General features: G+C 67.6%; 26 protein-coding genes. 17 read left to right on the plus strand and 9 right to left on the minus strand.

Features of this window, described 5'->3' with window-relative positions:
* Positions 1-50: 50 nt before the first annotated feature.
* Positions 51-554 (minus strand): RrF2 family transcriptional regulator, encoded by a 504-nt coding sequence (locus AC3WLD_RS14870; RefSeq protein ID WP_492557757.1) that lies wholly within the window; start codon positions 552-554, stop codon positions 51-53.
* A gap of 66 nt (positions 555-620) precedes the next feature.
* Between AC3WLD_RS14870 and AC3WLD_RS14875 the strand changes: the two genes are divergently transcribed.
* From AC3WLD_RS14875 to AC3WLD_RS14910, 8 genes are all read left to right on the plus strand, one after another.
* Complete coding sequence (locus tag AC3WLD_RS14875; RefSeq protein ID WP_492557758.1) at positions 621-1,544, plus strand: hypothetical protein; 924 nt, start codon at positions 621-623, stop codon at positions 1,542-1,544.
* A 128-nt stretch (positions 1,545-1,672) separates the two neighbouring features.
* Entirely contained in the window at positions 1,673-2,308 is a 636-nt protein-coding gene (locus tag AC3WLD_RS14880) for a response regulator transcription factor (protein ID WP_492557759.1), read from the plus strand.
* A complete protein-coding gene (locus AC3WLD_RS14885; RefSeq protein WP_492557760.1) occupies positions 2,298-2,750 on the plus strand; it encodes a BLUF domain-containing protein in 453 nt (150 codons plus the stop codon). The genes AC3WLD_RS14880 and AC3WLD_RS14885 overlap by 11 nt, the downstream gene beginning before the upstream one ends.
* A 114-nt stretch (positions 2,751-2,864) precedes the next feature.
* Entirely contained in the window at positions 2,865-4,292 is a 1,428-nt protein-coding gene (locus AC3WLD_RS14890) for a circularly permuted type 2 ATP-grasp protein (RefSeq protein WP_492557761.1), read from the plus strand.
* Between the two features lie 169 nt (positions 4,293-4,461).
* Positions 4,462-5,409, plus strand: coding sequence for an alpha-E domain-containing protein (locus AC3WLD_RS14895; RefSeq protein ID WP_492557762.1), 948 nt, complete (start codon positions 4,462-4,464; stop codon positions 5,407-5,409).
* A gap of 273 nt (positions 5,410-5,682) precedes the next feature.
* Positions 5,683-6,495 carry a transglutaminase family protein gene (locus tag AC3WLD_RS14900; protein ID WP_492557763.1) on the plus strand — a complete coding sequence of 271 codons (813 nt, stop codon included), beginning with the start codon at positions 5,683-5,685 and terminating at the stop codon, positions 6,493-6,495.
* A 92-nt stretch (positions 6,496-6,587) separates the two neighbouring features.
* The gene (locus tag AC3WLD_RS14905; RefSeq protein WP_492557764.1) at positions 6,588-7,352 is read left to right on the plus strand and encodes a proteasome-type protease; all 765 of its coding nucleotides are present in this window, start codon (positions 6,588-6,590) and stop codon (positions 7,350-7,352) included.
* A gap of 367 nt (positions 7,353-7,719) precedes the next feature.
* Positions 7,720-8,343 carry a response regulator transcription factor gene (locus tag AC3WLD_RS14910; RefSeq protein ID WP_492557765.1) on the plus strand — a complete coding sequence of 208 codons (624 nt, stop codon included), beginning with the start codon at positions 7,720-7,722 and terminating at the stop codon, positions 8,341-8,343.
* A gap of 180 nt (positions 8,344-8,523) precedes the next feature.
* Here the strand turns inward: AC3WLD_RS14910 and AC3WLD_RS14915 are convergent, their stop codons facing one another.
* From AC3WLD_RS14915 to rpsF, 4 genes are all read right to left on the minus strand, one after another.
* Entirely contained in the window at positions 8,524-9,396 is an 873-nt protein-coding gene (locus tag AC3WLD_RS14915; protein ID WP_492557766.1) for an OmpA family protein, read from the minus strand.
* Between the two features lie 204 nt (positions 9,397-9,600).
* Positions 9,601-10,197, minus strand: coding sequence for a 50S ribosomal protein L9 (gene rplI, locus AC3WLD_RS14920; RefSeq protein WP_492557767.1), 597 nt, complete (start codon positions 10,195-10,197; stop codon positions 9,601-9,603).
* 12 nt (positions 10,198-10,209) lie between these two features.
* Positions 10,210-10,434, minus strand: coding sequence for a 30S ribosomal protein S18 (gene rpsR, locus AC3WLD_RS14925; RefSeq protein WP_067617428.1), 225 nt, complete (start codon positions 10,432-10,434; stop codon positions 10,210-10,212).
* 3 nt (positions 10,435-10,437) lie between these two features.
* Positions 10,438-10,800, minus strand: a complete 363-nt coding sequence (gene rpsF / locus AC3WLD_RS14930) for a 30S ribosomal protein S6 (RefSeq protein WP_492557768.1) — start codon at positions 10,798-10,800, stop codon at positions 10,438-10,440.
* A gap of 319 nt (positions 10,801-11,119) precedes the next feature.
* Here rpsF and AC3WLD_RS14935 point away from each other — a divergent pair, with 319 nt between their 5' ends.
* Both AC3WLD_RS14935 and AC3WLD_RS14940 read left to right on the plus strand, forming a co-directional pair.
* Positions 11,120-11,599: a group III truncated hemoglobin gene (locus AC3WLD_RS14935; RefSeq protein WP_492557769.1), complete on the plus strand. Its 480-nt coding sequence runs from the start codon at positions 11,120-11,122 to the stop codon at positions 11,597-11,599.
* A gap of 259 nt (positions 11,600-11,858) precedes the next feature.
* Complete coding sequence (locus AC3WLD_RS14940) at positions 11,859-12,806, plus strand: DUF808 domain-containing protein (protein ID WP_492557770.1); 948 nt, start codon at positions 11,859-11,861, stop codon at positions 12,804-12,806.
* A 4-nt stretch (positions 12,807-12,810) separates the two neighbouring features.
* Here the strand turns inward: AC3WLD_RS14940 and AC3WLD_RS14945 are convergent, their stop codons facing one another.
* From AC3WLD_RS14945 to AC3WLD_RS14955, 3 genes are all read right to left on the minus strand, one after another.
* A complete protein-coding gene (locus AC3WLD_RS14945; protein ID WP_492557771.1) occupies positions 12,811-13,167 on the minus strand; it encodes a PilZ domain-containing protein in 357 nt (118 codons plus the stop codon).
* Positions 13,168-13,298: 131 nt separating this feature from the next.
* On the minus strand, positions 13,299-13,733 hold the full coding sequence (locus AC3WLD_RS14950) for a hypothetical protein (RefSeq protein WP_492557772.1): 435 nt from the start codon (positions 13,731-13,733) through the stop codon (positions 13,299-13,301).
* 11 nt (positions 13,734-13,744) lie between these two features.
* Positions 13,745-15,154 carry a UDP-N-acetylmuramate--L-alanine ligase gene (locus tag AC3WLD_RS14955; protein ID WP_492557773.1) on the minus strand — a complete coding sequence of 470 codons (1,410 nt, stop codon included), beginning with the start codon at positions 15,152-15,154 and terminating at the stop codon, positions 13,745-13,747.
* A gap of 266 nt (positions 15,155-15,420) precedes the next feature.
* Here AC3WLD_RS14955 and AC3WLD_RS14960 point away from each other — a divergent pair, with 266 nt between their 5' ends.
* From AC3WLD_RS14960 to AC3WLD_RS14985, 6 genes are all read left to right on the plus strand, one after another.
* A complete protein-coding gene (locus tag AC3WLD_RS14960) occupies positions 15,421-16,239 on the plus strand; it encodes an LD-carboxypeptidase (protein WP_492557774.1) in 819 nt (272 codons plus the stop codon).
* 134 nt (positions 16,240-16,373) lie between these two features.
* Entirely contained in the window at positions 16,374-17,309 is a 936-nt protein-coding gene (fabD, locus tag AC3WLD_RS14965) for an ACP S-malonyltransferase (protein ID WP_492557775.1), read from the plus strand.
* 38 nt (positions 17,310-17,347) lie between these two features.
* Positions 17,348-17,788 carry a GxxExxY protein gene (locus AC3WLD_RS14970; protein ID WP_492557776.1) on the plus strand — a complete coding sequence of 147 codons (441 nt, stop codon included), beginning with the start codon at positions 17,348-17,350 and terminating at the stop codon, positions 17,786-17,788.
* Position 17,789: 1 nt separating this feature from the next.
* Complete coding sequence (fabG, locus tag AC3WLD_RS14975) at positions 17,790-18,554, plus strand: 3-oxoacyl-[acyl-carrier-protein] reductase (RefSeq protein WP_492557777.1); 765 nt, start codon at positions 17,790-17,792, stop codon at positions 18,552-18,554.
* A 159-nt stretch (positions 18,555-18,713) separates the two neighbouring features.
* A complete protein-coding gene (gene dnaN / locus AC3WLD_RS14980; protein WP_492557778.1) occupies positions 18,714-19,832 on the plus strand; it encodes a DNA polymerase III subunit beta in 1,119 nt (372 codons plus the stop codon).
* Positions 19,833-19,909: 77 nt separating this feature from the next.
* Positions 19,910-20,986, plus strand: coding sequence for a DUF2855 family protein (locus tag AC3WLD_RS14985; protein ID WP_492557779.1), 1,077 nt, complete (start codon positions 19,910-19,912; stop codon positions 20,984-20,986).
* Between the two features lie 42 nt (positions 20,987-21,028).
* Here the strand turns inward: AC3WLD_RS14985 and AC3WLD_RS14990 are convergent, their stop codons facing one another.
* A complete protein-coding gene (locus AC3WLD_RS14990; protein WP_492557780.1) occupies positions 21,029-22,792 on the minus strand; it encodes an N-acyl-D-amino-acid deacylase family protein in 1,764 nt (587 codons plus the stop codon).
* A gap of 140 nt (positions 22,793-22,932) precedes the next feature.
* Between AC3WLD_RS14990 and AC3WLD_RS14995 the strand changes: the two genes are divergently transcribed.
* Positions 22,933-23,985, plus strand: a complete 1,053-nt coding sequence (locus AC3WLD_RS14995; RefSeq protein WP_492557781.1) for an acyltransferase family protein — start codon at positions 22,933-22,935, stop codon at positions 23,983-23,985.
* Positions 23,986-24,176: the final 191 nt, after the last annotated feature.

Genomic DNA, 24,176 nt, shown 5'->3' on the forward strand with positions numbered 1-24,176 from the left:
CTCTCCGGTATGAATGGAGACTGGCACCCCGGCGGGCGGGTGGCAAGCGCTCAGCCGCCGGGCAGTGCGGTCATGTTTTCGCGCATCCACGCCGCGCCCTTGGCAAGATGGGGCTGGTCGGGCTGGCTGGCGACATCGGCGGCGATGGCGGCGATGGAGGTGGCGGACAGGACGCTGCGCCACGCGGTCTCCGCCTCGGCAAAGGCGGCGGCGATCTGGCAGGGGCGGCGACATTCCTCGCGCGCGGCGGCGCAAGGGCCCTGCTGGCGGATCTCCGTGCAACGAAACGCGGGAAGCGCCCCGTCGATGGCGCGGGCGACGTCCCACAGGCTGATCACCGCCGGATCGCGGGCGAGGGCATAGCCGCCGGTCTTGCCCCGGCTGGTCCGGACGATCCCGGCCTTCGACAGCAGCTGCATCTGCTTGGCCATGTAAGGCGCGGGCACGCCGTGGAATTCGGCGAGCGCGGCCAGGCTCAGCCCGCGGGCCGGCCATAGCGGCGCGAGCAGCGTGCAGGCGTGAACCGCCCATTCGACGCCCTGGTTCATCCGCATGGCTTGCCGGCTCCGTTTAATTCGGATAAATGATATCCGTATTGAGTCGAAAGGGGAAGCATCATCATGGGAAGGCCTGACGCAGGGGACCAGATCGCGCAAGCTCTCGTCGCCATCGCCGCGCTGCTGGCGCTCGCCAACGGGGCGTTCATGCTCGTCGATCCGTTCGGGTGGTACGAGGCTGTGGGGACGGTCAAGGCGACTGGTCCGGCGAACGCCCATTTCCTGCGCGACATCGGCCTGGCCTATCTGGTGAGCGCGGGAATGCTGCTCTACGCCGCCGGAAACCTCTACCTGCGCTGGAGTTCGGCGCTGGCGGGCTCCGCGTGGCTGCTGCTCCACGGGGTCCTGCACGTGTGGGAAGTGACGAGCGGGATCTGCGCCCCCGGCATCTTCTGGCGCGACGCCCCCGGCGTTCTCGGCATCCCGGTGCTCGCGCTCGCCGGGGTCGCGGTGATGTTCGTCCGCGCCCGCGTTGCGCCAGGGGCGCTGCCCAATGCGCTGTTCTTCCCGCTGGCCGACCGGCTGACCTTCGGCCTCTCCCCGCACCTGCCCGATTTCCGCGCCGCGCCGGGGCATCTCGCCGCCAAGTTCCGCCAGTTCATGGCGCTGTCGGTGCATGGCCACGCCGCCAGCCCGTCCGAGCTCGCCATGGCCCGCCTTGGCGCGGTCATGGCCGAGGACTGCGGCCCCTGCGTCGAGATTGCCGCTCGCAGCGCGCTCGCCGGGGGCATGGACCGCGACACCATCAACGCCGCCCTGCGCGGTGCGCTGCCCGAGGGACCGGAATCGCGCGCCTTCGCGTTCGCCGCCGCGATCGCGACTGGCGACCCGGCGGTCGGCGAACTGGGCGATGCGATCGAGGCAGAACGCGGCCGCGCGGTGCGGACCGAACTGACCGTCGCCGCCGCGGTGACGCGTGCGCACCCCGCCTTCAAGCGCGGGCTGGGCTTCGCGCAAAGCTGCTCGGCAAGGCCGTTCGCGGTGTAACCGTCCACCGCCGGGGCCAAGCTTCTGTTTTCAGGAAAGTTCTGCGCCACAATGATTGCGCAGAACCCGGTGTCTCCGCTAGTTGACAGGAAGCACCCGCAGCGGGGTAGCGCGAGTAGGTGGTGTAGATGGACGCAGTATCCGAGGGCGAGAGGCCCGTCTACGCCGTCAACATGCCCGGACTAGACGATCCCGGCCTCCGTGACATGATCGAGGCACTGGGCCACCCGTACCGAAATCTCGCCGACGCCGATGCATTCTGCGCAAGCGTCGGCGAACTGCCGCCGGGCGTGATCCTCATTGGCGTCGGCGGGTTGGGCGAGGGGCTGGCCATCTTGCGCGCCCTTCGCACCGGGCGCTGCCTGTGGCCTGTCGCCGTCCTGTGCGAAGTTCCGTCAATTCCCCTCGCGGTCGAGGCGATCCGCTGCGGCGCTTTCGACTTCGTCGCCTTCCCGCCTCCGCACGGCATCCTCGAGGCGGTGCTGCACGAGGGCTTTTCCCAGCTGACCGCCGCCGTCGAAGAGGAAAGCAGGCGCAAGAGCGCGCGAGACCTGTATCTGAGCCTGAGCCCTCGCCAGGCCCAGGTGTTCGAAGGCGTGACGCTCGGCCTTTCCAACAAGCACATCGCGCGAAAGTACGGGCTGAGTCCGCGCACCATCGACGGCTACCGCGCGGCGGTGGCACGCAAGCTCGGCACGAAGTCGGCGTTCGCCATGCTGGCGATCCGGTCGCTGGCGCAGTCTGGTGACGTCGATGACGGCTGACCCGGGGTCAACGCTGAAATGCTGGATTTACGTCAGCGAATCGACGTCATCCGACAGTGTCCGGACAGCGGACGTCGAGGCGATCGTGGAAGGCTCGATCCTTCGCAACGGCAGTCTTGGCGTGACCGGCGCGCTCCTGCTGTGCCAGCGGCGGTTCGCGCAGTTTCTCGAAGGCGGCAGGGAGTCGCTCGAAGTGTTGCAACGGTCGATCCTCGCCGACCCGCGACACCGCCTGGTGACGACCCTAGCCGACATCTCGATTGACCGCCGCGCGTTCGGTGACTGGTCGCTCGCCTACTCGGGCCAGTCCGAGTTCTTCGCCGCAATCCTCAACGATTTCGCGCTCGGCGGGGCGCGACCCGGTTCGGCAGCTGCGACCGAAAAGGTCCTGCAGCTTTTCGCGGAGTTCGCCAGATCGCTGCCGCAGAAGAGCACCTGGTAGCGCAGACCGGCTGCCCGTGCCCGATGAGCAGCCCAAATTATTTCGCAAGTGCAGCAATGCCGTCTTGGCAAAGCCAAGTGCTTGTGCAAGCTTCGTCATCGAACGGGAGCTTGCATGACACAAACCCCCTCGTCCTATGACGAGATGCTGATGCCGGACGGGACCATCCGTCCGGCCTATGCCGCCTACCGCGAATGGCTGGATGCCCAGGACAAGGGGCTGGTCAAGCGCAAGGCGAGCGAGGCGGAGGCGTTCTTCCGCAAGACCGGGATCACTTTCAACGTATACGGCAACGAGGACGCGGAAGAGCGGCTGATACCGTTCGACATGGTCCCGCGGATCGTCACCGGGCAGCAGTGGCGCAAGCTGTCGAAGGGGATCGAGCAGCGGGTCCGCGCGCTCAACGCTTTCCTGCACGATCTCTACCACCGCCAGGAGATCGTCCGCGCCGGCCGCGTGCCGCAGCGGCTGCTCCACGGCAACCCGGCGTTTCTCCCGCAGATGGTCGGTTTCACCCCGCCGGGCGGGGTCTATTCGCACATCGTTGGCATCGACCTCGTCCGTACCGGCGAGGACGACTTCATGGTGCTGGAAGACAACGCCCGCACCCCCAGCGGCGTCTCCTACATGCTGGAGAACCGCGAGACGATGATGGCGATGTTCCCGGAGCTGTTCACCCGGGTCCGCGTCTGCGAGGTTTCGGACTATCCGCGCAAGCTCGCCCGCAGCCTCGCCGCCTGCGCGCCGGCGGGCTGTTCGGACCGCCCGGTGGTCGCGGTACTGACGCCGGGGATCTACAACTCGGCCTATTTCGAGCATGCCTTCCTCGCCGACCAGATGGGCGCCGAACTGGTGGAAGGCAGCGATCTCAGAATCGAGGACGGGCGCATCGCCATGCGCACCACCCGCGGCTACCAGCCGATCGACGTGCTCTATCGCCGGGTCGACGACGAATACCTCGATCCGCTGACGTTCAACCCGAATTCGGTGCTCGGCGTCTCCGGGATCATGGACATCTACCGCGCCGGCCGGGTCACCATCGCCAACGCGCCGGGCACGGGCATCGCCGACGACAAGGCGATCTATTCGTTCATGCCCGAGATCGTCGAGTTCTACACCGGCGAGAAGCCGCTGCTGAACAACGTCGAGACCTGGCGCTGCGCCGAGCCTGACAGCCTCGCCTATGTGCTCGACAATATCGCCGAACTGGTGGTCAAGGAGGTCCACGGCTCGGGCGGGTATGGCATGCTGATCGGGCCGACCTCGTCGAAGCGCGAGATCGAGGCGTTCACCGCCAAGCTCAAGGCCAAGCCCGAAAACTACATCGCCCAGCCGACGCTCTCGCTGTCGACCGTGCCGATCTTCACCAAGGCCGGCCTCGCCCCGCGCCACGTCGACTTGCGTCCGTTCGTGCTGGTCAGCCCCAAGGGGATCGAGATCACCCCCGGCGGGCTCACGCGGGTGGCGCTGCAGAAGGGCAGCCTGGTGGTCAACTCGTCGCAGGGCGGGGGGACCAAGGACTCGTGGGTGCTGGAGGACTGATGTTGATGGTCTTCGCCTCCAACCCCGGCCCAATGCCCACCCGCCTCGTCATTGCGAGCGAAGCGAAGCAATCCGGCAGCGTTTGCGCCGCCAGTGGATTGCCGCGGGACTTTGTCCCTCGCAATGACGAGGGTGTGGTGGCGGTCTCCGATCTCGAAGGAGAGACCTCATGCTAGGCCGCTCCGCCAACGGCATCTTCTGGATGTTCCGCTACCTCGAGCGCGCGGAAAACACCGGGCGGCTGGTCGATGCGGGTTTCCGCCTCGCGCTCACCCGCGACGCTGCGGACGCCAGCGACGAATGGCGCTCGGTCATCGTCACGCTCGGCCTGCAATCCGCCTACCAGGCCAAGTTCGGCCGCGAATACAACGGCCCGCAGGTGTTCAACTTCATCCTGCGGGACAAGGACAACCCCGGCAACGTCCTGACCATGTGCGAGCTCGCCCGTACCAACGCCCGCATGGTCCGCGCCGGGATCACCCGCGAGCTGTGGGAGGCGGTCAACGAAAACTGGATGCGGCTGTGCGAACTGCTCACCCGGCCGGTGCGCGAAACCAGCCTCGGTCTCGTCCTCGACGCGATCCGCCGCCAGGCGACGCAGGTGCGCGGGGCGATGATGGGGACGATGCTGCGCAACGAGATCTTCAACTTCGCGCAGATCGGCAAGTTCGTCGAGCGGGCCGACAACACCGCCCGCATCCTCGACGTGAAGTACTACGTCCTGCTGCCGGCGGTGTCCTATGTCGGGTCGAGCCTCGACAACGTGCAGTGGGACAACGTGCTGCGTTCGGTCGCGGGCGAGCGGGCCTATCGCTGGCTCAACGCCGGGCGCATGGACCCGCGCGGGATCGCCGAGTTCATGATCCTCGACAAGCGCTTCCCGCGGAGCCTGGCGTTCTCCTATACCAAGCTGCGCTCTAACCTGGCCTCGCTGGCGAGGGAGTACGGGTCGGAAATGCCGGCGCACGAGATCCTGCGCGATGCCGACAGCCGGATGCACGCGCTGACGATCGACGCAATCTTCGAGCAGGGCCTGCACGAATACATCGGCGACTTCATCCGCCAGAACCAGAACCTCGCGCTGCAGGTCCAGCGCGACTACCGCTTCGTGGAGTAGTTAGAGCCAGATGATGCTAGGTTGCACCGCCGTGACGGAGCCGATTTTGGCTCAGCGCGAGAAGAGAGGAGGGAGCCATGCTCTCGCATAGTGACCGACGATCGACGCTGCGATGGGCCAAAAGCGGCCCGCCGCGTGCGGTTGCGTCAGGAAGCCCCTCGGACAGCGTCGCGTTGCTTGTCCGGGCAACCAGCCCGGCCTGCGCAACGCTCCTTGCCGAGAAGCTTCCTGACGCAATCCCGGCGATGCAACCTAGCGTCATCTGGCTCTGAGATGCGTCTCGCGATCGACCACACCACGCATTACGAATTCTCCGACCCTGTCGCGCACGGGCTGCAGCGGCTGCGGCTGACCCCCAAGGTCAGCGCCGGGCAGAAGATCCTGCGCTGGAACATGGAGTTCGAGGGCGCGGTCCGGCAGGTCGAGTACGAAGATCACAACGCCAACCGCGTCACCCTGATCGCGCTCACGCCGGGCTCGTGCACGGTGACGATCCGCTGCGAGGGGGTGGTCGATACCTCGGACCACGCCGGGGTGGTCGGGCGGCATTCGGGCTATCTCGCGCTGTGGCACTTTCTCGATCCGACCGAGCTGACGACGCCGGGGACGCGGGTGAAGGGTCTGTGCGCGGCGCTGGGCGGGGAGGGCGACCCGATCGCCCGACTGCACCGCCTGTCGACGCTGGTACGTGAACGGATCGATTATGAGCTCGGCCACACCGATCCCAATTCGAGCGCCGAGGCAGTGCTCGCCGCGGGGCGCGGGGTCTGCCAGGACCACGCCCACGTCTTCATCGCCGCCGCCCGCCAGCTCGGCATTCCGGCGCGCTATGTCTCGGGCTACCTGATGATGGACGACCGGATCGAGCAGGACGCCGGCCATGCCTGGGCCGAGGCGCACGTCGAGGGCGTGGGCTGGATCGGCTTCGACATCTCCAACGGGATCAGCCCGGATTCGCGCTATGTCCGCCTTGCCACCGGGCTCGATTACCGCGACGCGGCGCCGGTGACCGGCATCCGCTATGGCGCGCTGGAGGAAACCATGCACGTCACCCTTGCCGTCGAACAGCAGCGTGTGGAACAGTAGCGCGGTGATCACCTCGGTGGGACCTGCGGCGACTCGGCGCGGCTGACATGTCGGGCCAGCACAGGGCAAGGGGAAGGGGAAGGGGAGAACCGATGACCTATTGCGTGGGCATGATCCTCGACAAGGGGCTCGTGATGATGAGCGACACCCGAACCAATTCGGGCGTCGACAACATCTCGGTGTTCCGCAAGATGCACGTCTGGTCGGTGCCGGGCGAGCGGATGATCACGATCATGACCGCGGGCAACCTTGCCACCACGCAGGCCGTGATCAGCCAGCTGGAGGAGCGCAACAAGGCGCCCAACGACCGCCGCCCTTCGGTTCTGGAGGCGCCGACCATGTTCCAGGTCGCGACCGTCGTCGGCAACCTCCTGCGCGACGTGATCGAGGGCCGCAACGCCGAAAGCGGCATGTCCTCGTCGGGCCCGCGCTTCACCGCCTCGATGATCGTCGCCGGGCAGATTGCGGGGATGGAGCCGCGGCTGTTCATGATCTACCCCGAAGGCAACTTCATCGAGGCGAGCTTCGACACGCCGTTCTTCCAGATTGGCGAGACCAAGTACGGCCGGCCGATCATCCTGCGCGGCTATGACCGCTCGATGAGCTTCGAGGACGCGGTCAAGCTGCTGATGGTCTCGTTCGATTCGACCGTGGCGGCGAACCTGTCGGTCGGGCTGCCGTTCGATCTCGTGGTGATGGAGCGCGACACGTTCGAGCCGCTCCACCAGCGGCGGATCCTCAACAACGATCCCTACTTCCGCGCGATCAGTTCGAGCTGGAGCGAGGCGCTGAAGAAGGCGTTCCACTCGCTGCCGGACTACAGTTTCTATCAGGAGACCGAAACGCCGGTGGAGTAGTTTGCCAAAGGCATGCCAACTCCCTCGACAGGAAACGTCATGCTGAACTCGTTTCAGCATCTCCTCGCGGTTGTGTTTCGGAGCGCTGGGTTTGGCACAACCTCCCGATCGCGCGAGCCTCGCCGGTTCCGAAGCGATCAGGGGAGACCCTGAAACAAGTTCAGCTTGGCGGGTTTGGAATGGCAGATGCGCACTTCGCGCAGGACCGTAGTTACCCTGAGAGCCATCCCCTTAGGGAAAATACCTCGGAACCCGATCTAAATTTATCGCGGTAAATCGAGTCTTAACCACGTTTGCGCTTGTCCAATCGCTTCCATTCGGAGGTGCTGGCGCTGGCCTCGACGGAGCCCGGTGGCATTCTCGCCGCATGAGCACCGAACGCACCACCCTCCACATCCTCGACACCGACAGCGCCCGCCGCGCCCGGATTGCCCGGCTGGCGTTCTCGGCGGGGTTCCACGCCGAAATCTACGCGGACCGCGAAGAGCTGCTCGGCCATGCCCCGGACCACGGCATCGTGCTGGCCCACGACGAACCGGACGGGCGCGGGGTGGTGGGCCTCGTCAACGAGATGATGCTGCGGGCGAGGTGGCTGCCGGTGGTCGCGTTTTCGGAAGAGCCCGTGACCCAGCAGGTGGTCCGCGCGGTCAAGGGCGGCGCGCTCGACTATCTCGTCCTGCCGCTGGCCGAAGATGCGCTGCGCCAGGCCGTCGACCGCGCCCGGCGCGAGGCGGAAGTCCACCGCGGCCAGCGCGAGCGCGCCGTCGCCGCCCGCCAGCGCATCGCCACGCTCAGCCAGCGCGAGCGCGAGGTGCTCGACCGGCTCGCCGCCGGATGCAGCAACAAGGTGATCGCCCGCGAACTCGCGATCAGCCCGCGCACGGTGGAGATCCACCGGATGAAGATGATGGGCAAACTGGGCGCCCGCCACGCCGCCGAGGCGGTCCGCCTGCGCATCGAAGCCGACAGCGCGGGCGAGATCGCGGCGTAAGGCTCGCCGGACGGTCGCGCCGGACCCAGGGTCGTGTCCCCCCCGGGCCGTCATTGCGAGGAACGCAGCGACGAAGCAATCCACGGCCAATGCCGCTCTGGATTGCTTCGGGCCGTGCCCTCGCAATGACGGAATGGGATGGCGTCAGCGCCTCTCCCGTCAAGGGAGAGGCACCTCAACTCACTGCATGTCGACAGCCTTGCTGACGAGCACGTTCACCGCGACGCGGCGGTTCTGCGCCTTGCCGTCGGGGGTGTCGTTGCTCGCGGCGGGATCGGCCTCGGCCATGCCGGTGGGGGTCAGCATGCGGTAGGGCTGCCAGTGGCAGACCTGCTGGAGATAGTTGATCACCTTGGCGGCGCGCTTTTCGCTCAGCGTCTGGTTGTAGTCCTCGTCACCGGTGGAATCGGTGTAGCCGACCACCAGCAGCAGCGCGTTGTCGGTCGAGTTGGCGGTCGCCGCCGCGTTGCACAGCTCGGCCTTGGCCTGGTCGCTCAGCGTCGCCTTGCCGGTGTCGAAGTAGACGTTGGTGGTGGCCTTGACGTTGTACTTGTCGATATCGCCCATCCGGCCGCGCAGCGCCTCGGTCGCGGCGGTCTGCTCGCCGAACTGCTGGGCGGTGCCGTTGCGGATCATCGACGCGACCTTGAGGTCGCTGCCCTTGAAGGTCACCTGGTTGGCGACGAGCCCGCCGCTCCACTGCGCGGTCTTGACCGTGATCGGCAAGCCGTTGAGCAGCTCGGCCGTGGTCAGCTTCTTCTTGCTCGAGCCGAACAGGCCGCCGGTCGACTTCACGGTCGTCGCCGGGGTGACGAACACCACGGTGCTCGAACCGTCGGCTGCGGTCACCTTGATCTGGTCGCCGCTGCGGGCGGTCAGCACGCCCTTGAGTTCGGGGCCGGCGGGCAGCGTATCGAGCGCCGGGATCGCCTCGCCGGTGACGGTGATGCTCGGGTCGTAGGCAGCCTGCTGGGCCGAGACGACCGCCGGTGCGGCCAGCGCGAGCGCGGCCAGCGGCAGCGCCATGCGGGTGGTGAAAGTGGTCCGGTTCATGGTGTTCCTTTTGAAACTGTGCGCCCCGCGAACGCACCTGTTCGGCTGAAACTGACCGCTGGATGAACGGACTTTGCCGCGCCTTTCCGACTGCGGGGAGCGAAGGTCCCGGCGCGACGAACCGAGTTGGCCGGTCGCCTCGCCCAGCAAAAAGGGCGCTCCCTCGCGGAAGCGCCCCTTTCGAGTCTCGGCATGAGCGAAGGCTCAGGCTTCGGCGGTTTCCTCGCCTTCGACCATGTCCGTCGGGATTTCGCCCGGTTCGGCATTGGGATCGTAGGCTTCGGTGAATCCGCCGGTGTCGGTGTCGAACATCGCGGCCATGACGTCGACGCCCTGCGACTGCAGTTCGGCTTCGTCGGGCGAGCGGGCGACGTTGACCTTGACGGTCACGACCACTTCCGGGTGCAGCGCGACCTTGACGGTCGAGACACCGATGGTCTTGATCGGGCGTTCGAGGACGACCATCGACTTGGTCACCTTGGCGCCCTGTTCGACCAGCGCGTCGACGATGTCGCGCACCGAAACCGAACCATAAAGCTGGCCCGAGTTCGACGAGGCGCGGATGAGGACGACTTCCTTGCCCTCGACGTTGCCGGCTTCAGCGCTGGCGACGTCGCGGCGGGCGGCGTTGTCGGCTTCGATCTTGGCGCGGTTGGCCTCGAACAGCTTGCGGTTGGCGGCGTTGGCGCGGAGCGCCTTCTTGCCGGGCAGCAGGAAGTTGCGGGCGTAGCCGTCCTTGACGGTGACTTCGTCGCCGATGGTGCCCAGCTTCTCGATGCGCTCGAGCAGGATGATCTGCATGGTGGGCGCTCCTTACTTGACGATGTACGGCAGCAGGCCGATGTGCCGGGCGCGCTTGATCGCCTGGCTCAGCTCACGCTGCTTCTTCGCGGAAACCGCGGTGATGCGCGAAGGCACGATCTTGCCACGCTCGGACATGAAGCCCTGCAGCAGGCGCACGTCCTTGAAGTCGATCTTCGGCGCGTTCTTGCCCGAGAACGGGCACGACTTGCGGCGGCGGAAAAACGGACGGGCCATCTCTTATTCCCCTTCGCGTTCGCGGCGGCGGCTGCGCTCGCGGTCGTTCTTGCGCATCATCACCGAGGGGCCACCCTCGTGCTCGTCGACGCGGACGGTCATGTAGCGGATGACGTCTTCGTTGATCTGGGTCTGACGCTCGAGCTCGGCGACGACGTCACCGGGGGCTTCGATGTTCAGCAGCACGAAGTGCGCCTTACGGTTCTTCTGGATCTTGTAGGCGAGCGAACGCAGGCCCCAGGTTTCCGTCTTGGTAACTTTGCCACCGTTCGATTCGACGATCTCGGTAGCGGCCTGGGCCAGCGCATCGACCTGAGCCTGGCTCAGATCCTGGCGCGCCAGGAAGACATGCTCGTACAACGGCATGCGTGTTTCCTTCACACTGTAACCGATCGCTGGCTGATCCGCGGGATTGCGGGGCCCCTCCGGCTTTCTTCAAGCTCCCCCGGCGAGGGGGAAGCGGTGGCCCATAGCGGAAAGGCGCGGGAATGCAAGGGGAGTCCTCGGGTTGAGCAGGCCCACCCCTAGCCCCTCCCGCAAGCGGGAGTGGGGGAATAGGGAGCGACATCGCCTCGCCGCGCGACCAGTCCCCCTCCCGCGTGCGGGAGGGGCCAGGGGTGGGCCTGTAATCAAATCAGGCATCTCAGACATTGCTATACCATCCCGCCAGCGCCATCTCCGCCCCATGCCCGCCCACATCGAACGCAGCCGCGCCGAAGTTCTCGAAAGCCGCGCCCGCCGCAAGGACGAGGCCGTCGCGCTGGGGGTGGACGAGGCGTTCGTCGACCGGCTGGTCGAGACCTTCTATGCCCGCATCCGCGACGACGCGCTGCTCGGCCCGATCTTCGCGGCACGGATCGAGGACTGGCCGCATCACCTGACGCGAATGAAGGCGTTCTGGCGCTCGATCCTCCACACCTCGGGCGAGTACGTCGGCAATCCGATGGCCCGGCACCTTGCCATTCCTGGGCTGGAGGAGCGCCATTTCGCGCACTGGCTGGAGCTGTTCTACGCCACCTTGCGCGAACTGTCGGCCGAACCCGGCGCGGTGCCGCTGGTGGCCGGGCGGGCGCGGATGATCGCCGACAGCCTGCTCACCGGCATCGAAACGAAGCGGCTCGGCATCGCCGGGGCGCGGGCGGGGGAGGGTCTTCCCCGCATCTGAGCGGCGAATGCCGGACGTGCCCTCATGCTGAACTTGTTTCAGCATCCCGCCAGCATACTCCTCGGTAGCCCGAGGCGTGGCGTGGTCCGCCGGTTGGCCTTTGCCGCGTAGCTCCCGGTGAGAACGACGCGGGACCCTGAAACAAGTTCAGGGTGACGCGAGTTGTAGGGCGAAGGTGGCGAACTCGCCCCCTTGCGCGAACGGCCGCGTTCCCGCACATCCGCGCTACGTTTTTCCCGCAATCGAAGGATCCCGCCCCGTGCCCACCGGTCTCGTCGCCCTGCTTGACGACGTCTCCGTCATCGCCAAGGCCGCCGCCGCCTCGCTCGACGATGTCGCGGCCGCCGCCGGCAAGGCCGGGACCAAGGCGGCGGGCGTCGTGATCGACGACGCCGCGGTCACGCCGAGCTACGTCACCGACTTCACCCCCGACCGCGAGCTGCCGGTGATCGCCGCGATCGCCAAGGGCAGCCTCAAGAACAAGCTGCTGATCCTCCTCCCCGTGGCGCTGCTGCTCAGCCAGTTCCTGCCGTGGGCGATCACCCCGCTGCTGATGGCGGGCGGCCTGTTCCTGTGCTTCGAGGGCGCGGAAAAGATCATCGAGAAGTTCGGCGCGGAGGAAATCGGCGAAACCCTTGAAGGCGGGATCACCGATGCCGCCACCTTCGAGCAGGAGCGCATCAGCGGGGCGATCCGCACCGACATGATCCTATCGGCCGAGATCATGGCAATCGCGCTCGACGCGGTGGCCCAGCTCGGTTTCATTCCGCGCGCGATCAGCCTCGCGCTGGTCGCGGTCGCGATCACCGTGGGCGTCTATGGCGCGGTGGCGCTGATCGTGAAGATGGACGACATCGGCCTGCACCTTGCCAAGAAGCCCGGAGCAGGGACCCAGTCGCTGGGGCGCGGGCTGGTCAAGGCGATGCCGGTGGTGATGGCCCTGCTCGGCACGATCGGCACCGCGGCGATGCTGTGGGTCGGGGGGCAGATCATCCTCCACGGCCTGCACAAGCTGGGCGTGCATGGGCCCGAGGACGTCGTAAAGGGCATCGAACATGCCGTTGCCGCCGCGACCGGGCCGCTCGGCGGCGTGCTGGGCTGGCTGACATATGTCGCACTGTCGGCGGTGGTCGGCCTGGTGCTTGGCGCGATTGTCGCGGGCGTGGTCCACGTGATCCACGCCGCCCGCCACAAAGGCGCGCATTGAGCGGTCAGGCGGCGGCGGGCAGCACCGGGCCGGTCTCGGCGCGGCGCACCGCGAAGTCGGCGACGATCCGCTGGAACACCTCCGGATGGAGCGGCCTGTCGAACTCCAGGCCCGCGGTCATGTCCCCCGACCAGGCGACATAGGCCTCCTTCGGCTGCAGGCCGGGAAGGAACAGTGTGACCGGCTCGTCGAGGTGCAGGCCCTCCAGCCCCTCGATCCGTGCGCCGTGGGTGGTCATGTCCTTGAGCATGACCGTGGTCCGGTGAAGCCCGCGCTTGCACCGCACCGGCAGCTCGAAGCCGACCCGCTCGGCGCGGCGGCGGAAGGGGTGGGTCTTGCCGGTTTCAGGATCGAGCCACATCGCGTCATGCTCCCTTGCTTGAGGGGTAACCATGACCGTGAACGGCTTTAGGCTTCGGAAATTCAGGGGCGAGCGCGTTTGCAGTGGCAGCGCAGATTCGTGCGTTAAGCCTTTCGGCAAGCGCTTGCCGGTCAGTCCAGCTTGTTGAGCGAGGCGTAGCAACCGCTCAGGAAAGGGATGCCATCCTCGGTATGGGTCGGGGCGGGACAGACCAGCATGGCGCCGTCGTTGAAGCGCATGATCAGGCTTCGACGCTCGCCTTCGTCAGCCGCGGGCGCCTTGGCGCGATTTCCCATGCAGTCCGGCGCGCTGTTGGTCGAAAGGCGCCTCGTCACCAGCCAGTTGCCGTCGCGGTCGGTTTCGGTGCGGAAGCGGCTCTCGACCACTTCCTCGCCGCTGTTCACGGTCATCCGGTCGGGTGCGGCAAAGGTCCAGATCTCGGTGCAGACCGGGTTGTGGTCCGCCCCGCGCTCGGTCGTGTTGAAGCGGTAAGGGCCGTCGAACGCGAGTGGTGCGGCATGGACCGGCGCGGCGAGCAGGGCGGCGAGGATCAGGAGGCGCTTCATGGCCCGAAGGATTAGCGCAGCCGCGCGAGGATGTCAGCCGCGAACGTCGTCAGGGTATCGTCGCGCGCTCCCATGATCACGATGCGGTCGCCGGGGCGGGCGAGCGCGACGATCCGGTCGGCACAGGCGGCGCGTTCGGGCAGGTATTCGGCGCGCCCGCCGTGCTCGCCGATCAGCCTTACGATCCGCTCGCTGCCCTCGCTGCGGTCGACCGTGCCGCCGAAATAGACCGGGTCGCACAGGATGGTGACGTCGTCCGGGCCGAGCCGCGTGGCGAGCACCTCGGCCAGTTCATGGCCCATCTGGCGCAAGGGGCCGTAGCCGTGCGGCTGGAAAAACGCGATGACCCGGCCGGGATGGGCCTTGAGCGTGGCGAGCGTGGCGGCGACCTTTTCCGGGTTGTGGCCGAAATCGTCGATCACGGTCACGCCCGCCGGACTGGTCCCGACGATGTCGAAGCGCCGGGCGAGGCCGGCGAACGTCGCGAGCGCGGCGACGCTTTGCGCCACCGGCACGCCCGCGGCCTTTGCCCCCGCGATCGCGGCGAGCGCGTTGGCGAGGTTGTGGCGGCCGGGGACGGCGAGCGTCAAGGCATGCGCTTCGCCATCGGCGGTGACGGTGGCGGTCAGCGAGACCGGGCCTTCGACGATGCTCTCCGGCAGGGCACGCACGTCGGCGTCCGTCTCGATCCCGAAGGTCATCGCCGACTTCGCCCGCGGCAGCAGCGCGGCGCTTTCGGCGTCGTCGAGGTTGACCGCGCAAACCTCTGCCTCGGCGAGGAAGTTGCCGAACAGCTCGCGCAGTTCCTCGAGGCTCTTGTGGTCGAGGCTGACGTTGTTCAGCACAGCCACGCGCGGCCGGTAGAGCGCGATCGAGCCGTCGCTCTCGTCCACTTCCGATACGAACGCATCGCCGCCGCCGACCCGCGCACTGGCGAACGGCGCGTCGGGCGAGCGGAAATTCTTCATCACCGCGCCGTTCATGATCGTCGGGTCGCGGCCCGCCTCGTGCATGATCCAGCCGAGCATGCCCGTGACCGTCGACTTGCCACTGGTCCCGCCGACCGCGATGCCGCACGCGCTCTGGTTGAACAGCGCCGCGAGCAGCTCCGCCCGGCTCATCCGCGGGCAGCCCAGTTCGCGGGCGCGGACCATTTCGGGCACGGTGTCTTCGACCGCGGCTGAGGCGACCAGCGTCTGGTCTGCGCTCGCAATCCCGCTGCCGTCCTGCGGGTGGAGCTTGAAACCCAGGCTCTCCAGCCACGCGAACTTTTCGGGCGTGCGCCCCTGGTCACGGCTGCGGTCGGAACCCGCGACCTCCGCTCCCATCCCGCGCAGGATCAGCGCCAGCGGCAGCATCCCCGAGCCGCCGATGCCGCAGAAGAACCAGGGGTGAGCGGTGAGTTGGGTGTCGCCAGTCATCGCGCGAGCGGTATGCGCTGGGGCGTTTGAAGGCAACCTCGGGGCGGTGAGGGGTTCGCGCAAAGGCGCGAAGAAGGATTGTCTCGCGCGGAGACGCGGAGAAGTGACGGAACACTGCCGCGCCGCAGGCTTTCAACGGTTGGTAGACCGCTGCCTTTGAGATTGAGAGCGGCTGCGCCGCAAGAGCAAGGTCCTCCGCGTCTCCGCGTCTCCGCGCGAATCCAGAAAAAGCTTGGCGAGCCGGGCGAGCCGATTAGACCACCCCCATGCCCCGCATCGCCATCTGCGCCCCCAGCACACCCTTCACCCGCGAGGATGCCGCTCGTGTCACCGCGCTGGCGGCGGCGGAGTTTCCTTCGGTCCGGCTCGACTTCCACGAGCAGTGCTTCGCCGTGGAGGGCCATTTCGCCGGACCCGACCACATGCGGCTCGCTGCGTTCCTCGATTGCGCCAACGATCCGGGGGCCGACGCGGTGTGGTTCGTGCGCGGCGGCTATGGCGCGGTGCGGATCGCCGGGGACGCGGCGGCGAAGCTCTCGCCGGTCGCGCGCGGCAAGCAGTACCTCGGCTATTCCGACGCCGGCACGATGCTGGCGATGCTCTACCGCGAGAGGATCGGCCGCCCGGTCCATGCGCCGATGCCCGCCGACATCCGCCGCGAGGGCGGCGAGGACGCGGTGCGGCGCTCGCTCGGCTGGCTGTGCGGGGACCGCTCGGGGCTGGAGCCGGGTCTCGACCACCGCCCCGCCGCCGCGTTCAACCTGATGACGCTGGCGATGCTCTGCGGCACCCCGCTGATGCCGGACCTGTCGGGCCACACGGTGCTGGTCGAGGAGGTCAGCGAATATCTCTATGCCGTCGACCGGCTGATGTTCCACGTCACCAGCCATCTCGCGCCCATGGGTATCGCCGGCCTGCGGCTCGGCCGGATCGGCGACGTGCCGGAGAACGACCGCCCGTTCGGGGCGACGGCGGAAGAGATCGGCCGCCACTGGTGCCGCCGCGCCGGGATCCCGTTCTTCCGCGGGGCCGACATCGGCCATGACGCCGCCAACAGGATCGTGCCCTTCGGGCTTGCGGGCTGAACGCGAGCGCCGCTAGGGCGCGGGTGAACTCCCCTCCCGCTCGCCGGAGGGGCCGGGGGTGGGCATAAGCCCGACACAGGCCCATCCCTGACCCCTCCCGCGAGCGGGAGGGGGACTGAACAAGGAGATTAGTCATGCGTGCATTCGTGTTCCCCGGGCAGGGCAGCCAGAAGGTCGGCATGGGCGTCGAGCTGGCCGAAGCCAGTACCGCCGCGCGCGAGGTGTTCGAGGAAGTCGACGACGCGCTCGGCCAGAAGCTCTTCCAGATCATGAAGGAAGGGCCGGAAGACCTTCTGACCCTGACCGAAAATGCCCAGCCGGCGATCATGGCCAATGCCATCGCGGTCCTGAGGGTGCTCGAGAAGGAAGGCGGGATCGCGCTGGCCGACAAGGCCGACTTCGTCGCAGGGCACAGCCTCGGCGAATACACCGCGCTCTGCGCCGCGGGTGCGTTCAGCCTGTCCGACACGGCCCGGCTGCTCAAGCTGCGCGGGCAGTCGATGCAGGCGGCGGTGCCGGTGGGCGAAGGCGCGATGTGCGCGCTGCTCGGCGCCGACATCGACAAGGCGACCGCGCTGGCGGCCGCTGCCGCTGAGGGAGACGTCTGCACCGTCGCCAACGACAACGACCCGGGGCAGGTGGTGCTGTCGGGCCACAAGGCGGCAATCGAGCGGGCCATCGCCATGGTCAAGGACCACGGCATCAAGCGCGGCGTGCTGCTCCCCGTCTCCGCGCCATTCCACTGCCCGCTGATGGCCCCCGCGGCGGACGCGATGGCCGAGGCGCTGGAGAAGACCCCGCCGGGCCCGCTGCGCGTTGCCCTGTTCGCCAACGTCACCGCATCGATCGTCACCGATCCCGCCGAAGTCCGCCGCCTGCTCGTCGAACAGGTCACCGGCCGCGTCCGCTGGCGCGAAAGCGCGATCGCGATGAAAGCCGCCGGGGTGGAGCGCTTCGTCGAACTGGGCGGCAAGGTCGTCGGCCCGATGATCTCCCGCTCCGCCGGCGAGGTCGAAGTGACCAGCGTCGTGGGCATGGCGGAGATCGAGGCTTTGGCGGCTGTGCTCTAATAGGACTCGCGCTGAGACCGCAGAGGACGCAGAGGGGTATGATCGATATCAACGATCTAACGTCCGCCGTCGTTGGCGAAGCAATTCGGATCCATCGGGAGCTTGGCCCTGGGCTGCTTGAAAGCGTTTACGAGACGGTGCTCGCAGCGAGCTTGGAACGCCGGGGATTCGCCGTGGCGCGGCAGGTGCCCGTAGCGATCGAGTACGACGGCCTTCGGCTCGAAAATGCCTTTAGAGTGGATTTGCTCGTCGAAGGTGTGTTGGTGGTGGAGATCAAATCGGTCGAGCAATTGGCAAAGCTGCATGCCAAGCAGTTGCTTACATATCTGCGGCTCCTGAAGCAGCCCGTTGGGTTGCTTCTGAATTTTTCCGGCCTCACGATGAAAGAAGGCATTCGCCGGCTGGTCAATAACTACGAAGCCGCCACTGAAAACTCTGCGTCCTCTGCGATCTCTGCGCGAGCAAATTCTGGAGAATAAGATGGAACACCGCCTTTTCGACCTCACCGGGATGACCGCCCTCGTGACCGGCGCTGCCGGGGGTATCGGGTCTGCGATCAGCCATGCGCTGGCCCGCCAGGGCGCGCGGCTGGCGCTTTCGGGGACCAACCCGGCCAAGCTCCGCGCCTTCCGTGAGGAGCTCAACGACACCTACGGCCACGACCACGTCGAGATCACCTGCGATCTTTCGAACAGCGAGCAGGTCGAACACCTCGTCCCCGCCGCGGTCGATACGCTGGGGAAGATCGACATCCTGGTGAACAACGCCGGCATCACCCGCGACAACCTCGCCATGCGGATGAAGGACGAGGAGTGGGACGCGGTGATCCGGGTGAACCTCGAAGCGGCATTCCGGCTGATGCGCGCGAGCGCCAAGCCGATGATGAAGGCCCGCTTCGGGAGGATCATCACCATCACCAGCGTCGTCGGCGCGACCGGCAACCCGGGGCAGGTCAACTATGCGGCGGCCAAGGGCGGCCTCGTCGCGATGTCGAAGAGCCTCGGGCAGGAACTCGCCACCCGCGGGATCACCGTCAACTGCGTCGCCCCCGGCTTCATCCGCACCGCGATGACCGACGTGCTGCCCGACGCCCAGAAGGACGCGCTCAACGCCCGCATCCCGATGGGCCGGATGGGCGAGGGCGAGGACATCGGCGCCGCGGTCGCCTACCTCGCCAGCAGGGAGGCGGGCTACATCACCGGCCAGACCCTGCACGTGAACGGCGGCATGGCGATGATCTCGTAAGGGTTTTCGGCCCGCTTATGCACAGGTTCCCGGCGCTTTGCCGGCTTCGCGCTTGCCGCTGGCACGGCCAACGCTAAGACTTGGGCTCGAACCTTCGGCCGCTTGCGCGATTCCGCGCCTGGGCCGTGCTGACAGCCCGTTGGGGGGACACGAAAGACCATGAAGGCCACCATCGAACGCGCCACCCTGCTGCGTTGCCTTTCGCACGTGCAATCGGTGGTCGAGCGGCGGAACACCATTCCGATCCTCTCGAACGTGCTGATCGAGGCCGCGCCCGACAATTCGGTACGGCTGATGGCGACCGACCTCGACCTCCAGATCGTCGAGACGATGGCGGCGGTTTCGGTCGAGAGCGCGGGCGCGATCACCGTCTCCGCGCACCTCCTGTTCGACATCGCCCGCAAGCTGCCCGACGGCAGCCAGGTCAGCTTCGAGACGGCCGACAACCGCATGGTGGTCAAGGCCGGGCGCAGCCGCTTCCAGTTGCCGACCCTGCCGCGCGACGACTTCCCGGTGATCGTCGAGGGCGACCTGCCGACCTCGTTCGAGGTCCCGGCCAGCCTGCTCGCCCAGCTGATCGACCGCACCCGCTTCGCAATCTCGACCGAAGAGACGCGGTATTATCTCAACGGCATCTTCCTCCACGTCACCGACGAGGAACTGAAGGCCGCCGCGACCGACGGCCATCGCCTCGCCCGCTTCACCCTCAAGCGCCCCGACGGGGCCGAGGGGATGCCCGACGTGATCGTGCCGCGCAAATGCGTCGCCGAACTGCGCAAGCTGCTCGAGGAAGCGCTCGACACCAACGTGCTGGTCGACCTGTCGGCGAGCAAGGTGCGCTTCACCCTCGGCGGCGAGCACGGCGTGGTGCTGACCAGCAAGCTGATCGACGGGACCTTCCCCGATTACAGCCGCGTGATCCCGACCGGCAACGACAAGCTGCTCAGGCTCGATCCGCGCAGCTTCTTCCAGGGCGTGGACCGCGTCGCCACGATCGCCACGGAAAAGACCCGCGCGGTCAAGATGGCGCTGGAGACCGACAAGGTCACCCTCTCGGTCACCAGCCCGGACAACGGCACCGCGGCCGAGGAACTGGCCGCCGCCTATACCGCGCCGGGGTTCGAGATCGGCTTCAACGCCAATTACCTCAAGGACATCCTCAGCCAGATCGAGGGCGACACGGTGGAACTCCACCTCGCCGACGCCGGCGCGCCCACGCTGATCCGCCAGGACGAGAAGAGCCCCGCGCTCTATGTGCTGATGCCGATGCGGGTGTGATGGGCGCGCCTTCCACCAAGCGATAACATTGCAAGGGCGCGCCGCAGGGTGCGCCCTTCTGCTTTCGGGAGAGATCGATGCCGCAGACCGTCCAGATCGCCAGGGGCGACCTTGCCCGCTCCCGGATCGTCGATGCCGATCTCCCGCCTTTGCCGGAGGGCGCGGTGCGGCTGCGGATCGAGAGCTTTTCGGTCACCGCCAACAATGTGACCTACGCGGTGGTCGGCGATGCCTTCGGCTACTGGAACTTCTTCCCGGGCGAGGGCGAGTGGGGCGTGGTCCCGATGTGGGGCCATGCCGTGGTGACGGAGAGCCGCCATCCGGACATTGCGGTCGGCGAGCGTGTCTATGGCTACCTGCCGATGGCCAGCCACCTCGACGTGGTGCCGGGCAATGTTACGCCGGGCGGGTTCCTCGACACCGCCACTCACCGCCAGCCGATGAGCCCGATCTACAACCAGTACAGCCGCCTCGCGGCCGATCCCGAGCACGACCCGGCGCGCGAGGCGGAGCGGATGATCTTCGGGCCGCTGTTCAAGACCGGGTTCCTGATTGAATCGATGTTCCGCCGCGAGGGCTGGTTCGGTGCGGAGCAGGTGGTGATCACCTCGGCCTCGTCGAAGACCGCGCTGGCGCTGGCGAGTGTCGCGCGCGGCCGCTCGCCCCAGGCCCGGCGGATCGGCCTGACCTCGCCAGGCAACGTCGACTTCGTCCGCGCCTCGGGATTTTACGACGAGGTCCTGGCCTATGCCGATGTGGGCCGGATGCCGCAAAGGCCGTCGGTGTCCGTCGATTTCGCCGGCAATGCGGCGGTTCTCCACGCAGTCCACACTGCACTGGGGGACAACCTGCAGTATTCCTGCACCGTCGGTGCGACGCACGTCGGCGAGGGCTTTGGCCGCGACAACGGGCCGATCCCGGGGCCGACGCCGACCCTGTTCTTCGCCCCCGACCATGCCGTCGCCGCCATCGCCGAACTGGGCCCGAAGGCGTTCGGCGAAGCCATCGCGGCGAGTTGGGCGCGCTTCATCGGCGAAGTCGGCGATGCCGTGCGGATCGACGAGCGCACCGGGCTGGCGGCAGCGCAGGCAGCGTTCGCGGAGATCCTTGCCGGTAAGGGCGATCCGGGGGCGGGGGTGGTTGTCCGGCCCTGAGGAAACCGCGTCCCCGCCTGCGCGGGGACGCCAATGTATTTCCTACTCCGCCGCTTCGAGCATGTCCGCCCGCTGGGGCCCGCGGATCACGCCGCCGGGGGTTGCGCCGGTCCATTCGCCCTTGCGGAACGTGACCACGCCGCCCTTGATCGTCGCGTCATAGCCCTCGGCCTTCTGGAGCAGGCGCTTGCCGCCGGCGGGAAGATCGAACGCCAGCCACGGCTTGCCCAGCTTCAGCCCCTCGAAGTCGATCACGTTGAGGTCGGCGAGGTAGCCCGGCGCGATCACACCACGGTCGTTGAGGCCATAGAGCCGCGCGGTGTCGAGGCACTGGCGCTTGACCGCGTTTTCCAGCGTGATGCGCCCGCCCGGCTTGCCCGCGCCGCGCTTGCGGTCGCGGACCCAGTGCTGGAGCATGAACGTGGGGCTCGCCGCGTCACAGATCGTGCCGCAGTGCGCGCCGCCGTCGGACAGCGAGTTGAAGCAGTCGTCACGGGTCTGCAGCTCTTCGAGGAAGTCGAGGTTGCCGTCGGCGTAGTTGAGGATCGGCAGGTAGATGAACCCGGTTCCGTCGTCGGCGCTGAGCAGGTCATAGGCGTATTCGTCCGGCGTCTTGCCCGCCGCCGCGGCGCGCGCGGCGATGCTGGCGTCGGGGCCGGGTTCATAGTCGAAGTCGGGGTCCATCTCGAACTGGCCGTACCAGCCTTCGCCGATCATCCGCAGCAGGTGGATGATGTCACTTTCGGGGTATTCGTTGGCTTCGGACAGGAGCTGCGCCCTGAACGCCGGGTCCTGGATCCTCGCGAACTGTTCGGCCCACGGCAGGCTTTCGATCGCCCTGTAGCTCGGGCGAAAGCGGAACGGGTGGACCGTGCCCTGCCACGCCATGACGATGCCGTTGCCGCGCAGCGCGATCGCCGCGTGGATGTTCGCTCCAAGCGCGTTCTGGCGCTCCATCTCGGCGATCTGTTCGGACAGCGGCAGTTCCTTGGCGATCGACTGGAGCGCGGCGAAGGCCACCGGCAGGCCGGTTTCGCGGCTGACCGCGCCCATCCACTCGAACTCGTTCCATTCGCGCTTGAGGTCGCTGGCGAGCTCGAACACCCCGAACCCGGCCCGGCCCATCGCCCTGCCGATCGCGATCAGCTCCTCGGCGGTGGCGGTGGTGCCGGGGACAACCTCGCCGTCGACCGACTTGTGGATCACCGTGCGGCTGGTCGAAAATCCGAGTGCGCCGGCGTGCATGGCTTCCTCGACGATGGCCGACATCTGGCGGATGTCTTCGTCGGTCGGCACCGCGCCGGGCTGCTCGCGGTCGCCCAGGACATAGGCACGGACCGCGCCGTGGGGGATGTGGGTGCCGACGTCGACCGTGCGCGGCAGGCGTTCGAGCGCGTCGAGGTATTCGGGGAAGGTCTCCCAGTCCCACGTCATCCCTTCGGCCAGCGCGGTGCCGGGAATGTCCTCGACCCCTTCCATCAGCCCGATCAGCCAGTCGTGCCGGTCGGGCGCGGCGGGAGCGAAGCCGACCCCGCAGTTGCCCATGATCACCGTGGTGACGCCGTGCCACGAGGAGGGCGCCATTTCCTGGTCCCAGGTCGCCTGCCCGTCGTAATGCGTGTGCGCATCGACCCAGCCCGGCGCGACGATCCGCCCCGTCGCGTCGATCTCCTCCGTCGCGTCCCCGCGCACGTTGCCGACCGCCGCGATCAGCCCGTCCTTGACCGCGATATCGCCCGAATAGCGTGGGTTTCCGGTGCCATCGACGATGGTCCCGTTGCGGATGATCAGGTCATAGGCGGGCATGGCGGTCTCTCCTCTCGCGTGCCCGACTCTTCGCGGAGTCGGACGATTGCGGGGAGGGAAGCATATTATACCGGTCGGAACAATGGGGTGGCGTCTTAGGCCAACCGCCTCTTAACCCTTGCCGGTCTATGTGCCGCACGATGAGCGGGGGACGACTGACCGGGCTGGACGGCCTGCGCGGTGTGGCGGCGATCGGCGTCATGACGATGCATGCCCACCTCGCCGCGCTGCCGGTCGCGCATGGCTACCTTGCGGTCGACCTGTTCTACCTGCTGTCGGGCTATGTCATCGCGCGCAGCTACGAGCCGGCGCTGCGGCGCGGCGCGGCGGGCGGCGGGCTGGACCTTGCGGGCTATGTCCGGGTGCGGCTGGAGCGGCTTTACCCGATGCTGTTCGCGGGCGGGCTGCTCGGGATCGCGCTCTACCTTGGCGGCGCGCACGGCGTCTCGCCGATGGACGAGGTGACGCTGGCTTGGGCGATCATCGGCCAGCTGCTGCTGATCCCGCTGCTGGCTGGCCCGGCGACGTTCGCCTTCAACGGAGCGCAGTGGTCGATCGTCCACGAACTGGTCGCCAATGTCGTCCATGCGGTGCTGCTTCCATGGCTGGGAACCCGCGTCCTGCTTGGCATCGCGGCGCTGTCCGCCGCAGGTCTGGTGCTGACCGCCCACCACTTCGGCAGCATCGACGCCGGGTGGACGCGCGAAAGCTTCGTCTGGGCCTTTGCCCGCGTCGGCTTCGGGTTCTTCCTCGGCGTCTGGCTCCACCGGGTCGAGGGTCGCTGGCGGCACCGGATGCCGCGACTGCCGCTGTGGTTCCCGGTGGCGGTGCTGATCATGGTGATCAACCTGCCCAGCGACTGGCTCCCGGACGGTGACGGCTACGCCGCCTATGACCTTACTTGCGTCGTCGTGCTGTTTCCGGTGCTGGTGATGCTGGGCGTGGAAGCGGCGGCCGGGACGCTGGCCGAGGAACTGGGCGCGTTGTCCTACCCGCTCTACGCGGTCCACTTCCCGGTGCTGATGGCGCTGCGCGGGGCGGGGGCGGAACCGGCGCTGGTCATCGCGGTGATCCCTGCGCTGCTGGCCGTGTCGTGGGCGCTCGGCCGCTGGGTCGATGAACCGCTCAACCGCTGGCGGCGGCGGGTGAGGACGGCACGGGCGGGCCGGCCGGGGCAGGCCGCGCAGGCCTGAAAGGCCCCGCGCTTTCCTACACCGCGCAAATCTGCCGTAACCTGCGGGATGAACGCTCCCGCCTCCCGACCTTCACGCCGCGCCCGCCGCCGGCCCCGTATCCCTGCTTTCGTGCCCGTGCCGCTGCGGTCCCGCGCCGATGGGTGGACGCCGTGGCGGCAGGCGGGGTTCCTTGTCGCGCTGGCGCGGAG

It is taken from the genome of Novosphingobium sp. FW305-C-111, assembly GCF_058783565.1.